The sequence below is a fragment of the Deminuibacter soli genome, from assembly GCF_003412455.1.
Taxonomy (GTDB): domain Bacteria; phylum Bacteroidota; class Bacteroidia; order Chitinophagales; family Chitinophagaceae; genus Deminuibacter; species Deminuibacter soli.
In genome coordinates, this window is sequence record NZ_QTJU01000008.1 from 155,102 (window position 1) to 171,103 (window position 16,002).

General features: G+C 46.9%; 12 protein-coding genes. 3 read left to right on the top strand and 9 right to left on the bottom strand.

Annotation, left to right across the window (positions count from 1 at the left end; all coding sequences use genetic code 11):
• Positions 1-68 precede the first annotated feature (68 nt).
• From DXN05_RS19055 to DXN05_RS19070, 4 genes are all read right to left on the bottom strand, one after another.
• The gene (locus DXN05_RS19055; RefSeq protein ID WP_116848876.1) at positions 69-1,106 is read right to left on the bottom strand and encodes a hypothetical protein; all 1,038 of its coding nucleotides are present in this window, start codon (positions 1,104-1,106) and stop codon (positions 69-71) included.
• Positions 1,107-1,111: 5 nt separating this feature from the next.
• Complete coding sequence (locus tag DXN05_RS19060) at positions 1,112-2,572, bottom strand: flippase (RefSeq protein ID WP_116848877.1); 1,461 nt, start codon at positions 2,570-2,572, stop codon at positions 1,112-1,114.
• Positions 2,569-3,717 carry a glycosyltransferase family 4 protein gene (locus DXN05_RS19065; RefSeq protein WP_116848878.1) on the bottom strand — a complete coding sequence of 383 codons (1,149 nt, stop codon included), beginning with the start codon at positions 3,715-3,717 and terminating at the stop codon, positions 2,569-2,571. Before DXN05_RS19065 ends, DXN05_RS19060 begins: the two co-directional genes overlap by 4 nt.
• Positions 3,718-3,962: 245 nt before the next feature.
• Positions 3,963-6,380, bottom strand: a complete 2,418-nt coding sequence (locus DXN05_RS19070; protein WP_116848879.1) for an SLBB domain-containing protein — start codon at positions 6,378-6,380, stop codon at positions 3,963-3,965.
• 247 nt (positions 6,381-6,627) lie between these two features.
• On the opposite strand from DXN05_RS19070, the gene DXN05_RS19075 reads away from it, so the two are divergent.
• Positions 6,628-7,782, top strand: coding sequence for an acyltransferase family protein (locus tag DXN05_RS19075; RefSeq protein ID WP_116848880.1), 1,155 nt, complete (start codon positions 6,628-6,630; stop codon positions 7,780-7,782).
• Between the two features lie 61 nt (positions 7,783-7,843).
• The gene (locus tag DXN05_RS19080; protein ID WP_116848881.1) at positions 7,844-8,233 is read left to right on the top strand and encodes a GxxExxY protein; all 390 of its coding nucleotides are present in this window, start codon (positions 7,844-7,846) and stop codon (positions 8,231-8,233) included.
• Positions 8,234-8,288: 55 nt separating this feature from the next.
• Here DXN05_RS19080 and DXN05_RS19085 read toward each other — a convergent pair whose 3' ends face one another.
• The 3 genes from DXN05_RS19085 to DXN05_RS19095 form a co-directional block, all read right to left on the bottom strand.
• Positions 8,289-9,005 (bottom strand): nucleotidyltransferase family protein, encoded by a 717-nt coding sequence (locus DXN05_RS19085; RefSeq protein WP_116848882.1) that lies wholly within the window; start codon positions 9,003-9,005, stop codon positions 8,289-8,291.
• 46 nt (positions 9,006-9,051) lie between these two features.
• Complete coding sequence (locus DXN05_RS19090; protein WP_116848949.1) at positions 9,052-10,512, bottom strand: RapZ C-terminal domain-containing protein; 1,461 nt, start codon at positions 10,510-10,512, stop codon at positions 9,052-9,054.
• Between the two features lie 118 nt (positions 10,513-10,630).
• The gene (locus tag DXN05_RS19095; RefSeq protein WP_116848883.1) at positions 10,631-11,224 is read right to left on the bottom strand and encodes a thioredoxin family protein; all 594 of its coding nucleotides are present in this window, start codon (positions 11,222-11,224) and stop codon (positions 10,631-10,633) included.
• Positions 11,225-11,387: 163 nt separating this feature from the next.
• On the opposite strand from DXN05_RS19095, the gene ruvB reads away from it, so the two are divergent.
• Positions 11,388-12,422, top strand: a complete 1,035-nt coding sequence (ruvB, locus tag DXN05_RS19100) for a Holliday junction branch migration DNA helicase RuvB (protein ID WP_116848884.1) — start codon at positions 11,388-11,390, stop codon at positions 12,420-12,422.
• 263 nt (positions 12,423-12,685) lie between these two features.
• Here the strand turns inward: ruvB and DXN05_RS19105 are convergent, their stop codons facing one another.
• Both DXN05_RS19105 and DXN05_RS19110 read right to left on the bottom strand, forming a co-directional pair.
• Positions 12,686-13,381: a response regulator transcription factor gene (locus DXN05_RS19105; RefSeq protein ID WP_116848885.1), complete on the bottom strand. Its 696-nt coding sequence runs from the start codon at positions 13,379-13,381 to the stop codon at positions 12,686-12,688.
• Positions 13,382-13,521: 140 nt separating this feature from the next.
• Positions 13,522-15,792 carry a right-handed parallel beta-helix repeat-containing protein gene (locus tag DXN05_RS19110; protein WP_158559341.1) on the bottom strand — a complete coding sequence of 757 codons (2,271 nt, stop codon included), beginning with the start codon at positions 15,790-15,792 and terminating at the stop codon, positions 13,522-13,524.
• Positions 15,793-16,002 lie beyond the last annotated feature (210 nt).

Genomic DNA, 16,002 nt, shown 5'->3' on the forward strand with positions numbered 1-16,002 from the left:
CAGCACAGACGCATGTTCAGCCTGTATTTTAAAAGGGTGTGTGCGGGTACAAATGTTGTTTATACTATTTAATGCCCGGCATTTTCAGCAGCCTGTAATGCCTGCTGCAGGTAAGCTCCCCCGGTTATCAGGTCACGCACTTTCAGCACATTCTGCTGCATGGTAGCGTACGATGCTTCATCTACCCGGAAGTTATTCAGATCATATAAGTTATCAATAAGCAGGCCGACATTATTGGCCTGTACAAATGCTGCAATGGCCGACTGCCTGGGCACAATTACCGGCAGCCCGGCAGCCAGGTACAGTGAGCATTTGTGCGGGTTATTAAATTTGAGATAATTACCCAGTACCTCATCAAACGAATCTATTTTTTCACCATCCCATATCAGGCCAAAGCTGCCTTCCATTTTGTGCACCACTTCTTCGGCAGAAAACTCCCCGCGCCAAACCAGGTTTCCGTTTAAAGATTGTTCCGGTTTAAAATTGGGGCCGTACACATTAAAATCCCAGTTAATTTCTTTTACCTTGTATATAAAATTGCTTTTAGCCAGGTTACCTGCAAATACAATTTTGGGCGAAAACGGTCTGGGTGCAGCAGCATTGGCAGGCGTTTGCACCAGGTAATCGAACAGCATCAGCGGAATCATGCGGGTTGTAACACCATGTTCCTTCAGCCAGCTCAGCATAGAAGGATTGTGCACAATCACCGCATCGTAGTAATTGAGGTTGCTGATTTCCTTATCAATGGCAGCCTTGTCTTTACCGCCTGTACGCAGCGATTCAATATCGTGCACCACGCAATAAAATTTCACCTTTTTCATCCGCAGCAACCGGATAAAATAAGGACCGAATACATTATTGATGCTTAATAACGGGTACTGTATAATTACCGTTGAACCACGCTGAATGCTACGGTAAAATTTCAGCAGCTGGCTGAACAAATGCGGGAAATACTTTGCCCGGTTGGCATTATCCCATACAGTAACGGTATAATCTTTATACCCTGCAGCACTGAATATATTATTACAATCAATAATTGCCTTGGTAGCGGCACTATTGGTAGTTGTATTTAAAAAGCGGATACAAAACTGGTACTTGTTACTCATAAAAGTTAATGCTGTTTATAAAAGAAATTCAGTTTACCCGGTATTTTTTGCAGCACCATTTGCTTGGCACTGGTTATATATTGGTTACGTACAAAAAACCATACGTACACCCCATAGGTTAGCATACAGGCAGCAATAATTAGTATTTCGCGTAAAGTATAATTAATGGGCAGCGCGCGCATACCCCATGCTATCGGGATAAACAACAAGGCACCTGGCAGGCATTGAAAAAATATGTTCAGGTGCATTTGCAGTTTCACATATCGTCTCACAAAATAAAATGAAGTGGCGGTTACCGCACATTCGGTTAACAGGTTGGTTACAGCCGCACCCTTGTACGAGAAAAAAGGGATGATACAAAGGTTCACTACCAGGCTAATCACCATACCCACTACCACCGCACGCAACAGGTATTTCTCTTTTCCCATAGGTGTAAGCAGCTGCATGCCAAACAAACTGCTTAAACCAATGATAATAATCACGGGCGATAACAACTGCAGCACGATTACCGATTCACTGAAATTGTCGCCACCAAATAAATGCACCAAAAAAGGTGATGCCACAAAAAGCCCCATTGCAATAGGTATACCTGCCACACAGGTAAAGCTGAACGATTTGTCAGCCAGCGAATTCAGTGCAGGTATATCACCACGGCTGTAGGCCTGGCTAACCTGCGGCACTATTACCGCACCGGCTGCATTGAGCACCGCAAAGGGAATGCGTACAATACGCACGGCGAGTGAATAAAAGCCTACCGCAGTTTCACCTTTTATAAAACCCAGGATAATGTTATCCATGAACAGGTACACACTAATCGCCAGGTTCGACCCCAGTATCACTACCAATGGCCTGATGTGCTGCTTAATATTCAGCACAGGCTTTACCTGCACATACTTACGCAGGAAAAACAGGTTGCAGATGCTGTTCAGTATATAACCGCCTGCCGATATGCTATAATAAACAACGGGCGGTGCACCTGCGTGCATAAACACAAACAAGGCTATCACCGATATACTTCTTACGGTAATGGAACGTGCGGTAATAAACCCGAACTGCTCCATTCCCTGGAAAAACCATTCAATAGAACCGGCAGAAAAAAGCAGCATGCCAATGCCTACCAGTACAATATCAAAGTGCTTGCGCAGGGATGGCAGCGATAGCGCCAAAACCAGGTACAGCACCGAAAACACGCATGCAGACAGTACGTGCAGCGTAAATATTTCATTAAATGTTTTCGACAGTTTGCCATCAGGCTCGTGCTTGCTTTTTGCAATTTCGCGTACCCCGTAAACCGGGATGCCAAGTGCCGAAAACAAGATAAAATACTGCGTAAAGCTGTCGATAAAATTTACCGTACCAATGCCATGCGGCCCCAGTATACGGGATGCATAGGGAAAGGTGATCAGCGGAAACAGGAGCTGACTTACAGAAAGAAGCGAATTATAAAACAGGTTCTTCTTGATCATTTTATCGCCTCCTGATCCTCCAGTACATCCTGTTTAAAACGGTTAATCACTTCCGTCCAGCTGTAAGCAGCCACGCGTTCAAATCCTTTTTGCTTATACATTTCCCGGTTTGCTTTAATGGTTTCTATGGCCTGCAGCCAGTCTGCCTCTTCCCATCCTCTCACCGTAATACCTGCGCCTTCCACTACTTCAATCATAGCCGAGTTATGCGGTGAAATAACCGGGCAACCGCAGGCCATGGCTTCCAGCTGCGGCAATCCCAGTCCTTCATCCAGTGAAGTAGAAATAAACAGGAAGGCGTTTTTATAAATATTAATCAGTTGCTCCACGGTAACATAACCGGGAAAAACTATATCATCTTTTGGATAACCAGGCTCTTTCAACAGGTTGATGATTTCATCTGAAGCTGCACCCCAGCCTTTGGCACCTACTATTACCAGTGTAAATGATTCACTGAGTTTTTTATACAGGTGCAGCAAAAATATCAGGTTTTTACGCGGTGCCAGTGTACCCACAAACAACAGGTAGGGCTTGCGTTTGCTGGTTATTCGTTCAATATAACTTTCGTTGTTGTGCGACAATTTCACCTTCTCCAGGAAACTGTCGTTCAGCGCACTCCCGGTGAATACTTTCTTGCGTTTAACAATACGCGCAAAATGATTGCTCAGTTCCTTGCTGGTATAATTGCTGTTACACCAGATCACGTTTGTTTTACGCAGGGAATATTTAAACAGCGAATCCATGTGCAGTTTGGTGATGCGTTTCATGGTATCCCTGAACTTCCGGTGCACCAGGTCGTGCACAAATACAATCGTTGGTATTTTATGCTGAAAGAAAAATGGCGATACCAGGAAGTTGGGCGCTATAAAATAATCGGGCTTTATTTTTTTTACCAGCAGGTTCACTTTAAACAACGACCAGAAAATGGCGTAGGATTGTAATACAGGCAGCGGTTCAACAATAAGGGTAAGGTTGGGCAGTTTATGTATCATCTTCTGCACATCAGCATGCACTTCACCATTGGTTAACAGGTAAATTTCCCAGTCTGGGTTGGCCGTTGCCAGCGCATTGGCAATAGAAATAGTAATATTGGTTACACCGGTGGGGTTTCTCGGAAATCCGGCCCCATCAATCGCGATCTTCATACTTGTCTGGTTAAATTACAGGGCGATGGCAGGCTGCAATGTATAACAGCGCCATTGTTTTTAAAGTTGTTAAGGGCCCATCTTTTTACCCAGATGCAGGTTTTTCAATAGGCAGGCGGCTTGAAAAGGATGATTGGAGGCATTTCAGCTAATATACACAAAATCCCCTACCCCCGTAAACAAATACCATGCTGGTTTTGACCGGATTGCCAGATTTAATCCTGAAATATTGATTTTTTAAAATATCAGCGCAGTAAAGCCACAACTACGCTCGCAAGCGATATAATTATGCCGGAAAAGCCCACTATTTCGCCGGTAGATAATCCCCGTCTTGTTTTCGATTTGGGAACAATTATCTCCGATCCTGGTTCGGGTTTGGGACTGCTTCTGAAAATAAATCCATGCGATGTACGTGCCTTGCCATTGGCAAGCAGGATATACGTTTTTTTCTTCCGTGCATCATCGGTATAACCCCCTGCAGCCCGTATATAATCATCCATGGAATAATCGGGGTTATAAGGCAATTGCGTAGGCGATAATACTTCACCCGTTATATGCACCTGCGCATCCTGCTTGGGCACAAACAGTTCATCACCCTGCTGCAACATCAGGTCATCGTCCTGACCGGGATGCGCCACAATATGTTTCAGATTTAACGGAATCTGGTCATACGCCCTCGTAACCGACGCCGCAACAGCACCCGAGGTGTCTTTCAGTGATTGCTCAATTTTTATCGCCTTCTCCTGCTTTATTTCACTGGTTGTAGTTACCGGCCGCAGGCGTTTGAGATAGGCACCTTCTGCATATGCAAAGGGTGCAAAACCACCCGCCCTTTTCATCAGGCTGCTGATGCGTTCATCTGCTTTTTCAATTACATACGGACCAGGAAACTGTACCTCCCCTGTAGCTGTTGCAACACCCACTTTGCGGTAGCCGGGTTTGCGGCGTATGGTTACCACATCAAAAGGTTTCAGCCGCAGGTTGGCAGAGCCAACGGCAAGATCGTCACCGCTGCTTATTTCCATTACCTGGCTTATCTGTATATCTGAATCGCGCAGGTTGCTTCGTTTGATAATACGCCCTATTTCTATGGTCTGCGCCAATGCAGCATCCGTAAAACCACCTGCCTGTATAATCAGGTCTTTCAGCGAAATACTGTCCACATAAGGAAAATCACCGGGATGCCGTATTTCACCTTGTATGGTTACCACAAAGCTGTCGCGCAAATCATTTACCGAACTTATCAGCACTTTATCTTCCCGCTGTAAAGCCATATCAGCAACTGAACCGTTTGCCAGCACAGCTTTTACATCGAAGGGAATCATCATCTGCGTTAAATCTTCCTGCCTGCGTATCAGCTGCCCGCGTATTACATAAGCATCTTCCCTTAACCCGTATGCTTTCCTGATTAAACCAGCCAGTGTTAAGCCCTGCACCAGCTCATAGGCACCTGGCCTGTACACTGCCCCTTCTATGCTAACCCTGTTGCTGAAGCGACTGAGTATTTTACCTACCGTAAACACATCGCCCGATTGGGGCATGTATGCGGTGTATGCTGTTTCATACACATCGTGCATGGCACGCTCCACCCCATTCAGCTGCACTACACTAATGTAAGCCCTGAATGCACTGTCGCTGAAACCTGCAGCAAAATCAATCAAATCGTTCAGGTGCTCACCCGGCAGCATTTCATAAATACCGGGACGTTTTACTTCACCGTTCACACAAACACGTGTGCGGTAAACCGGTATGCGGATTACATCATTGTCTTCAAGATGAATATTATCAGACTGGTCTCCTTTCAGCAAAAAACGATACAGGTCTATCAAATGAAAAACCTTGTTATTGCGCAGCAGTTCTATTTCCCGGTAACTGCCGTTGCCGGCAGGCCCGCCCGCCGCATACAAGGCGTTAAATGCCGTACTTAACGACGATACGGTATAAGTTCCCGGCTTAAACGCACCAACAATGGTTACATGAATACTTTTGATTTTACTGAGACTTACCGACAGGCTGGAGCTGCCTGATTTAAGGGTAGGATAAGCCGTACTGCCCATACGCTGCCTGATGAGCTGCGTAGCCGCTTCAACCGTTTGCCCGGCCACCTGTACCATGCCTACATTGGGAATATAAACACCACCTTCAGGCGATACCTGCAACTTGTAATTGGCTTCCTGCGTTCCGTAAATGGTAACCTGCAGTCCATCGGTTACACCCAGTATATAATTCAAGGGGGTAGCCATATTCATATCCGGTTCAAAACTGAGGCTGTGCGAGCTGAATAAGTCTGCACCAAATACCTGTGGCCCTTCCTTTACTTCCTTGCGTGATAGGGATGTTTTTTTGAGCATATTATCCTGCATAGATGAATCCCTGGTACGTGTGCCGGTATACCGGTCACCTGCAGTAGCCAGCTGCCGGAGGCGTGCTTTTAACTTGTCCAGTTCGGTCTGCGGCATCCCGCGCGATGCCATCATTCCCAGCCCCTGTTCTTCTGTAAAACCCGATGCCACAAACTTCTGGTGGTATTGCATTATTTGTTCATCAGTGAGCTGGTCTACCTCAATCTGGCTGAGGTCAGTGTTTTTTACGATTTCCTGGGCGTACGTATAGCAATACAATAGCACTGCCAATAGCACCAAAAACAGTTTCGGTTGCATCATACAATGAGGTGTGTTATAGCATTCAGCTCAAAACGGGGGGATGATCCTATAAGATTTTTGTAAGGATTGGCGGCGGTTTTTAAGAGGATAAGGTGGCTGGCTTAGAACTGTCTGAGGGGGATAATTACGTGCTCTGGACAAATATATATTTTATTTATCGCCGCCTGCATATCAGGAAAAACTTAATTGTAATTTTATTTTTTACCTTTTGCCGGTACAAACCCCTACAATACAAAATATTGCAAGCATGAGCAATGCCCGCTATTACTCCCTCGATGTGTTCCGTGGCGCTACGGTAGCCCTAATGATACTTGTAAACAACCCTGGCTCGTGGAATGCCATTTATACCCCGCTGGAACATGCTCCCTGGCATGGATGCACCCTTACCGACCTGGTTTTCCCGTTTTTCCTGTTCGCAGTAGGTAATGCCCTCGCTTTTGTGATGCCCCGCTTTGAGCAGGCCGGCACCGCGGCATTCCTGAAAAAGGTGATCCGCAGAACAGTACTCATTTTTGCGATCGGACTTTTTTTAAACTGGATGCCTTTTGTGAAATGGGATGGCGACATGCTTGTAGGCAAGCCCTGGCACAATGTGCGCATACTGGGTGTGCTGCAGCGTATTTCACTCTGTTATTTCCTCGGCTCCTGCCTTATTTATTTCTTTAAAACCAGGGGGGCGTTTGTTATCAGTGTAACGCTGCTGCTGTTGTACTGGTTTCTTTGCTGGTGGCTGGGCACACCGGGCAGCCCTTACAGCCTTAACGGCTTTTTCGGCACCTCGTTTGATCTTGCCATACTGGGCGAAAGTCATATGTACCACGGTGAGGGTATTGCTTTTGACCCTGAAGGGCTCGCCAGTACACTGCCTGCCATTACACAGGTGGTGTTTGGTTATTTTGTAGGGCAGTATATTCAGCAAAAAGGCAAAACGTACGAGATGCTCTCGAACCTTTATGTAGCAGGCGCCATGCTGCTGCTGGCGGGCTACTGGTGGGATATGAACTTCCCGCTCAACAAAAAAATATGGACCAGCAGTTTTGTTATACACACCACAGGCATGGCCATGCTTTGTCTTGCCACGTTAATTTACCTCATCGAGTTTAAGCAGGCGCAGGGCAAATGGAGCCGTGTATTTGATGTATTCGGAAAAAACCCCTTATTCATTTTTGTACTGAGCGGCTTCCTGCCACGCCTGCTCGGCCTCATCCGCATACCTGCCGGCATAGCGCCCGATGGCAAGCCTTTGTACAACTCGCCATTCAGCTGGTTCTACGAGCATGTATGCAAAAACATCTCCGCCGATCCCCGCAACGGCTCACTGCTGTATGCTATTATACTCGTAACCTTCTATTGGTTTATTGGCTATGTGCTGGATAAAAAGAAAATTTATATCAAGGTGTAAAGTTGTATTTTAACCGCAACGTGCGCCAAGATTTTACGCAAAGGACGCAAAAAAGCTAACCATGAACATCCAACTAAACGAAAATGACCTGGCCGCCAGGGTAATTGGCAAAGCCATTCATGTACACAAAGAATTGGGGCCTGGCTTATTAGAAAACGCCTATAAGGAATGCCTCTATTATTCAATTCTGAAAGATGGATTATTCGCAACAAAGGAACAGGCTATGCCCCTGATCTTTGAAGAAGTAAAACTCGATTGTGGATACCGGATGGACATTATAGTTGAGAATAAATTGGTATTGGAAATAAAAAGTGTTGACACGCTCAATGATATTCACCTGGCGCAAACACTTACCTATCTTAAATTGGGCAACTACAAGCTAGGTCTCCTGATCAATTTCAATGTGCTACTGTTGAAATCCGGCATTAGAAGAGTAGTCAATAACCTTTAAAAAGCTCAGTGATCTCTGCGTAAAATCTTAGCGCCCTTTGCGGTTTAAAAAAGCGCTACGCAAACAACACCTCAGCCTTCGCTACACTCTCCGGCTTGCCTACATCTATAAACCTGCTTCCCGAATGGTCAAAAGCCAGTATGGCGTTGTCCGCAGCCAGCGACAGGTACACATCCACCATCGAAAACTTGCCTGTTTGCGCAATCATTGGCAACAGCCTGCTGTTAATCACATGCAAACCACTGAAAGCCTTCTGCTGCAACTGCTCCGATACACGTACTATCTTCCGCTCACCGGTAGTCACATTCTCCCAGCCGCACAGCTGCTGCGCTTCATTAAACAAAAAATAACGCGAACTGCTGCGGTTACTCGTGGCCAGTGTAGCCAGCGCCTTGGTATGCTCGTGTAATGCAATCATCGCATGCAGGTCAAGGTCGGTTAAAATATCGGCATTGAGCACCACAAAGTCCTCACCCGGTGCAAAAAAGCCGGCCGCCTTTTTCAGTCCACCGCCGGTTTCAAGCAGGGCGCCGGTTTCGTCGGAGATAGTAATATGGCTGCCCCAGCCTTTGGCTGCATCAATGGCCTGCAGCACCTGGTCTGCAAAATGATGCACATTGATAATAAGATCACTGATACCGTACTGCTGCAGGTATTGCACATTGCGCTGCAGCAGGCTTTTCCCGTTTACCAGCGCCAGCGCCTTGGGGTGATGGTTTGTCCACGGCTTTAAACGGCTGCCGATACCGGCAGCAAATATCATTGCTTTCATCTGTTCAGTTTTTTGGATGCGCTGCGCGCAGAGATGGACTTACACACTACAATTCACTGCCTGCACCGCCTACCCAGTTCTTACTGTTGGTATGCTCCAGCACTACTTTCACCTTGTATTTATTGCGCAGGTGACGGGCCGTTTGCTCTGCTGCAAACACACTCCTGTGCTGGCCGCCGGTACAGCCGAAGTTAATCATCAGGCTGTCAAAACCACGGCGGATATAATCTTCCACGTTTATATCAACAATATCAAATACGCTGTTCAAAAACTCGTTCATGCGGGTGCGTTGTTCCAGGAAATCCTGCACAGGCTTGTCCTGGCCGCTCAGTGGTTTGTATTCATCAAAACGGCCGGGGTTTAAAATACCCCTGCAGTCAAACACAAAACCGCCGCCGTTTGCAGAAGTATCGGCCGGTATGCCCTTTTTGTACGAGAAGCTGTTCACCTTTACCACCAGCGGCGTGTTTTCATCTGCCACAGTTGTTTCAAACCGGCTGATGATATCTTCCTGTACAATGGTGCGCAGCACTTTGTCAAATACCGGCAGGGTAATGCCAATGCGTTTGTTTTCTACAAACCATTTCAGGTTACGCAGCGCCAGCGGAATACTGGCAAGAAAATGCGCTTTCCTTTCAAACAGCCCCCTGAACCCGTAAGCACCCAACACCTGCAGCAGGCGTATCAGCACGTAGCCGTTGTATTGACTAACAAAGCTCACCCGGTCAACCGGGTTTTCCAGTAAGGTATCCAGCTCATCCATGTAATAATCAAGCAGGCTGGTTTTCCATTCATCACTCAGCTCTGCCTTGGCCTGCCATAACAGCGATGCAACATCATACTGCAATGCACCCTGCATACCACCCTGGTAATCGATAAAATACACCTCATCGTTGTTTACAATAATGTTGCGGCTCTGGAAGTCGCGGAACATAAAGTATTTGTATTCGGTGCGGGTAAGGTAGGTGCTGAGAGCCTCGAAATCGTCCAGCATGCCTTGCTTGTCGTATGGCAGTTTCAGCGTGTCGAGGAAATAGTATTTGCAGTACAGCAGATCGCTCATAATGGCTTGCTTGCCAAATTCGCGGGCTGTGAGTGTGTAGTTGTAATCAAGCCCGGCATGCCCCTTTATCTGCAGCCTGGCCAGCTGTGCAAGGCTTTTTTTAAACAGTCCGTAAGTATAGTCATTGTGACCATATTGCTCCAGTTTGTTCAGCAGCGATTCGGTGCCAAGGTCTTCCTGGATGTATAGATCCTGCGCTTCGTTACAGGCAAATATCCTGGGTACCGGCAACTGGTGCAGTCCAAAGTGATTGCTGTAGTAAATAAACGTGTTGTTCTCTTTTACATTCAGGTTATAGGTGGCAATAAAGGTGTCGCCCGCTGTTGTATAAATGCGGAAATAAATGCGGTCACTGCCCGATTGGGGCAGCTTTTCTATTCTTTGTATTGCTGCGTTGCTGAAAGACGGAAACAATTCCCTGATAGCTTCAATAACCTGCTCCATGCAAAAGATTTCGGGTAAAAATAAAGGATTACGTGCCAAAATAATTGTAAAACAACCGTTTCAGCAAAGGTTGAGCCTTTATTTTATCATTAGGCGCGAAACGCGGGCACCACGCAGCTTACAGCAGCTCAAACAGCTCCTGCTGAATAGAATGCGTTTTGTCCTCCGCGTACCAGCTGTGTATCTTATCTGCGATAATTTCAAACGGAGCCTGGCTTTCACGCAGGTCGTCATAAATTTCCTGTAAAGCTACCGGGCGCGGACCCCAGTTAAACAGCTCGCGGTTGTGGTTGCGGCAGTATACAATAAGCTTGGGAATGCTGCGGCTCTTGCCGTATTGCAGGTAACAATCCATGATATCCGGATTCTCATCGCGCAGCAGCAGTTTGAAGGTAATATTCGGGTTCAGCTGGGCAATCGCATGCATTACGGGTATGCTTTGAGCAGCATCGCCGCACCAGCCTTCGGTAAGTACGTACCAGGTTTGCGGACCGGTAATGGCCGCTATCTTTTCTTTGATTTCAGGAACAATCGCCACCGTCTGCATTACATTCTGCATACGGCCGATGTTTAAGCGGGCATGCTCCGTTAACTCGGGCGATTGGTAGGCGCCCGTAGTTTTGCCCTCTGTTAACAGCTGGTTCAGTAAGGTTAGGTAGGAATGATAGGTCAGTGCTTTTTCATCGAACTTAGCAGAAATCGTTTTTTCCATGTTTCATTGTTGCAACACAAATCTAGTTATTTCAGCCTATCTCCCGGCATATCATTACATTAACTTTTACTAAATATTAAGCGTATTTACATTGAAAATGATCAATTTAGATATAGTCTTTTTATGAGCTGGCGTTTTAGCCCGCGAATGCTAATTTTACAGCATGTCCAATCCCAATTTACAGAATGAAAAGGCGCAATTGAGTGCTTCTGAGAAGGAGTTCGAGAACAATATACGCCCGAAAGAGATCGATGATTTTTCAGGACAGTCGCAATTAATTGAAAACCTGACCATATTTATACGCGCTGCCAAAATGCGTGGCGAAGCCCTGGATCATGTGCTGTTTCACGGCCCTCCCGGATTGGGTAAAACCACCCTCAGCCGCATTGTGGCCAATGAACTGGGGGTAAATATCAAGGAAACATCCGGACCGGTAATTGAAAAACCCGGCGACCTGGCTGGTTTGCTTACCGGGCTTGAGCCGAATGATGTATTGTTTATCGATGAAATTCACCGCCTCAGCACCGTGGTGGAGGAATATATGTATGCCGCTATGGAAGATTTCCGCATCGATATCATGATCGACAGCGGCCCCAATGCGCGCAGCATACAAATTAACCTCAACCCCTTTACGCTCATCGGCGCCACCACCCGCAGCGGTTTGCTCACAGCGCCCCTGCTGTCGCGCTTTGGCATTAAATCGCGCCTCGAATACTATCATGCAGAAACCCTGCGTAAAATCATTGAACGCAGCGCAGCCATACTCAATACCAGCATCAGCTCAGATGCGGCCTTTGAAATAGCCCGCCGCAGCCGCGGTACACCCCGTATTGCCAACGGACTGCTGCGCCGTGTGCGCGACTTTGCCCAGGTGCTGAACGATGGCACCATCGACCTCGGCATTACCCAGCATGGCCTAAAAGCCCTGAATGTAGATGAGCACGGCCTCGATGAAATGGACAACCGTATTCTCAATGCCATTATCGAAAAGTTCAGGGGCGGCCCCGTAGGCATCACCACCATTGCCACCGCCGTAGGCGAAGAGCCCGGCACCCTAGAAGAAGTATATGAACCCTTCCTGATACAGGAGGGCTTCCTGCAACGCACCCCGCGCGGCAGGGAAGTAACGCGCAAAGCCTACGACCATCTCGGTAAAAAACCGCTGGGTGGCACACCCGATTTGTTTGGCGGCGTTTAGTCAAAGGCCCATTGCCACCGGCATACGCAAAATGATCACTGCAAAGAACCGGGGAGAATAAAATTTCCCCGGGGTAGCCGATGCGTCCTGCCTGCGGCTGTGCCTTCACAGCCGCAAGTTTGAAGCATGCCGGTGGAGACACCGGCATGGGCAGCGCAGGTAAATCAGGCTCGCTCAGATCACTCACGACTCACGCCTGACGGCATGTTCCAAACAAAAAAGCTGGCCCAATGGGCCAGCCTTTTACCTACACCACACACCAACTAAGGCGCCACCAAACGGAAGCCATTGCCGTGTATGTTTACTATTTCGATGTGCTCATCATCTTTAAGGTATTTGCGCAGCTTCGCAATATACACGTCCATGCTGCGGCCGTTGAAATACGTATCGCTGCCCCATATCTTCTTCAGCGCACGTTCCCTGGGCAGCAGGTCGTTTTTGTGTTCTGCCAGCATCTTCAGCAACTCGTTCTCTTTGGGAGAAAGCGTTTGCGTTTTGCCATCGTGGGTTAATTCACGCAGCTTGGGGTTAAAGTGGTACTTACCCAGGTCAAACTCCACGTTCTCGTTTTCCTTGGTAATTTCATCATTGCGTTTCAGGATGGCTTTGATTTTCATCAGCAGCACCTCGCTGTCGAACGGCTTGGTGATATAATCATCAGCACCCAGTTTATACCCCTGGATGATATCGTCTTTCATGGTTTTGGCGCTCAGGAAAAACAGCGGCACCTCAGGGTCAATATCCCTGATCTCTTCTGCCAGTGTAAAGCCGTCCATATTGGGCATCATTACATCGAGCAGGCATATATCAAACTTTTCACGCTGAAAAGCAGCCAGCCCCAGGCGGCCATCCCTTTCAAGCGTTACGTCGTAATCATTCAGTTCCAGATAATTTTTCAATACCATTCCCAGGTTCTGATCATCCTCACAAAGCAGAATCTTGTATTTCTTTCCTTCCATGTGTTTATAATTTATTAGACTAAAATATAAGATTAATTACAAAAGATATCACAATAGTTGCAGACGGCATAATTTACCCCGCCTTACAATAAAACGGCAACCGCATGTTTTGCTGTCCTGTAACCCGGCACCGGCAATGTTCACCGCAAATGCAGTTCTTTAAAATACACTTTTTTCCCCATGTATTGCCATTGCACCGAGCCATCATTAATCATCTTGTCTGAAGCCCTGGGTACTTCCCGGCCGCTCACACCGCCTTTTTTACACAAAAACACATCGGCATCATAATACACCGTTTGTCCATCGGTATATACCGCACCCGAGTGCCAGCGGGCCGTAGCAGCAAACCCTGAATTGGTGGCCACCCATGCATAAACACTGTTACCGGGATAAATGTTGCGGATAATAGAGCCCGCCGTATAATTTCCATAATCCGGCTCATGTTCACTAAAGCTCTCGGTAACAATACGCGGCTTGCGCGCCTGGTTTAAACCCGGTATAATTACACCCGGGTAATCATCGGTACTGCCCGAGTAATTGTTGTTAAACGATACTGCCGGAAAGTAGGTATCCTTCAGAATGCTGTATTCAGAAATCTTGTCCGAAAAGCCGATCTCGTCTTTCATATGCCCATGTATCTGGTTGTTCGATACAATGAGGTTATTGAACTTGCCAAACCCGTCTGCCGTAAAATAAATGCCGTGCGTGGTGAATACCGTATCGTTGCGCGACTGGTAGTTGGCCCTGCGGTTGTTGCGGATCTGGTTATTGGTGATACTGAAATTGGTGATCCAGGCATTCTCTGCCTTAATAAAGATATCAGCAGCCACGTCACGCCTGAAAATGTTCTTGCCATCAATAATGGTATTACCTTCTATCTGGCTGTACAGGTTGGTGCCCACCGCACACATATATACACCATGCAAACCAAAGGTGTTGATGTAATTGTCTTTGATCTTGATCTCGCGCGACTGGCCATTGATGTAAATGGCATTGCACTTAAGATTGGTAAGGGTATTGCCCTGCACCAGTATATCGTGGCTTTCTCCCTTGGCCGTATTGATGATCATAATGCCATTGCCATCTTCAATAGACAGCGGCTGCTGCATGTTTTTACGCGGTTCGCCAATGCCCTGTATGTTATTGTCGCTTATTTTTACGTGGTTGGCATCAATGATATACATGCCGCAGTTTTGAAACGTGGCAGCCGTATCGCCAAGATGCTCGTACGAGAAGCTACCCCGGATAAAGTTGTTGCTGATAACGGTATTGCTTGCATTGGCGGTACTGTAATCATCACCAAAGAATATGGCAGCACCCGAACCAATACGGCCTGCGTTGTTATCGCCTGCATTCAAAAAATAGTTATCACTGATCAGCACCTGCTTACAGCGCTGAAAGTCCATACCGTTATCGCCGGAGTAGTATACCCCATTGCCTGTAACTTTTACGTGTTCACATTCCTGGTTAGCCATGCCTATACCCGAAATATGTTCCAGCTTGTTGTCTGCAATGGTTAACCCGCTTATTTTATAAGAAGAAATGCAGTGCGTACCTATATCCCTGAAACGGCAGTTGGTGATAGATACATCTGAACAGCCCTCGCGTGCAAAATTGCTGATAGCGCCGTCCACCGTAGCAAAGTCAATATTGTAGCGACCAATATGCTCAAAATCACAATCATTAATACGCACCTGCGATGCCCTGTACAACAACGCACGACCAAATACATTGGCAAAGCCGCAATGTTCAATCAGTATATCATTGGCAGGCTCTGTATCAAAATTCAGGTTAACGATAGAGTAGCGGCCTGCATGCTGTGTGCTGCGTGTACCGCGGCGGCCACCATCAAAACCGATATTGGCAATATGAATATGATTACCCTTGCCCTTCAGCATCATGGGCGCAGCATCAGTGTAAACAGTATCTGTAACAAAACGGGTAGATTCTTTGTCCTGCCCCTTCAGGTAAGTATTCGAAGGCAGCAGCAGGGTAATATAACCCGGTATGAAATAAGTACCATCCGGCACCAGCACCGGCGTTAGCTGTGCAGCTGCCTTGTTAATGGCTTGCTGCAGGGCAGGTGCATCGTTGGTAACACCATCACCACGTGCACCAAACCAACGAACATTGATGCCGCCTGTTTTCTCGTATTGTCTTTTCCAGCTGCCTGCACCGGGCAGTACCGAGCGAAACGCCGTACCCCCATCGGTAGTTGTATCAGCCGAATAATAAAATAATCCGCCACGCAGGGTATCGGTGAGTAATACGGCAAGGGAAGAATCGGCCAGCTGCTGCATGTCTTCAATAGAATGCACAATTATTACGCGGTTTGAATCCGCGCCATCCATGTGCTGTGCCTGTAGTGATTTCTGCTTGACCCTTTTGGCTTTCTGGGCCTGCAAACCCATGGAGAGAAATAAACATACCAATAAAACTACATATGAATGCTTCCGTAAATATCCCTGCATAAACTGTATCCGTTTGCTGATTAAGTATGCGATAATTATACCAGCAATCTCTAACAGAATATTAAACAAGCCGCCTGCAGCCTGATTTATTCCTTCACTTTTTTCAGTGCTCAAACACTGAAAAACAAATAACAACATGATTTACAAGCA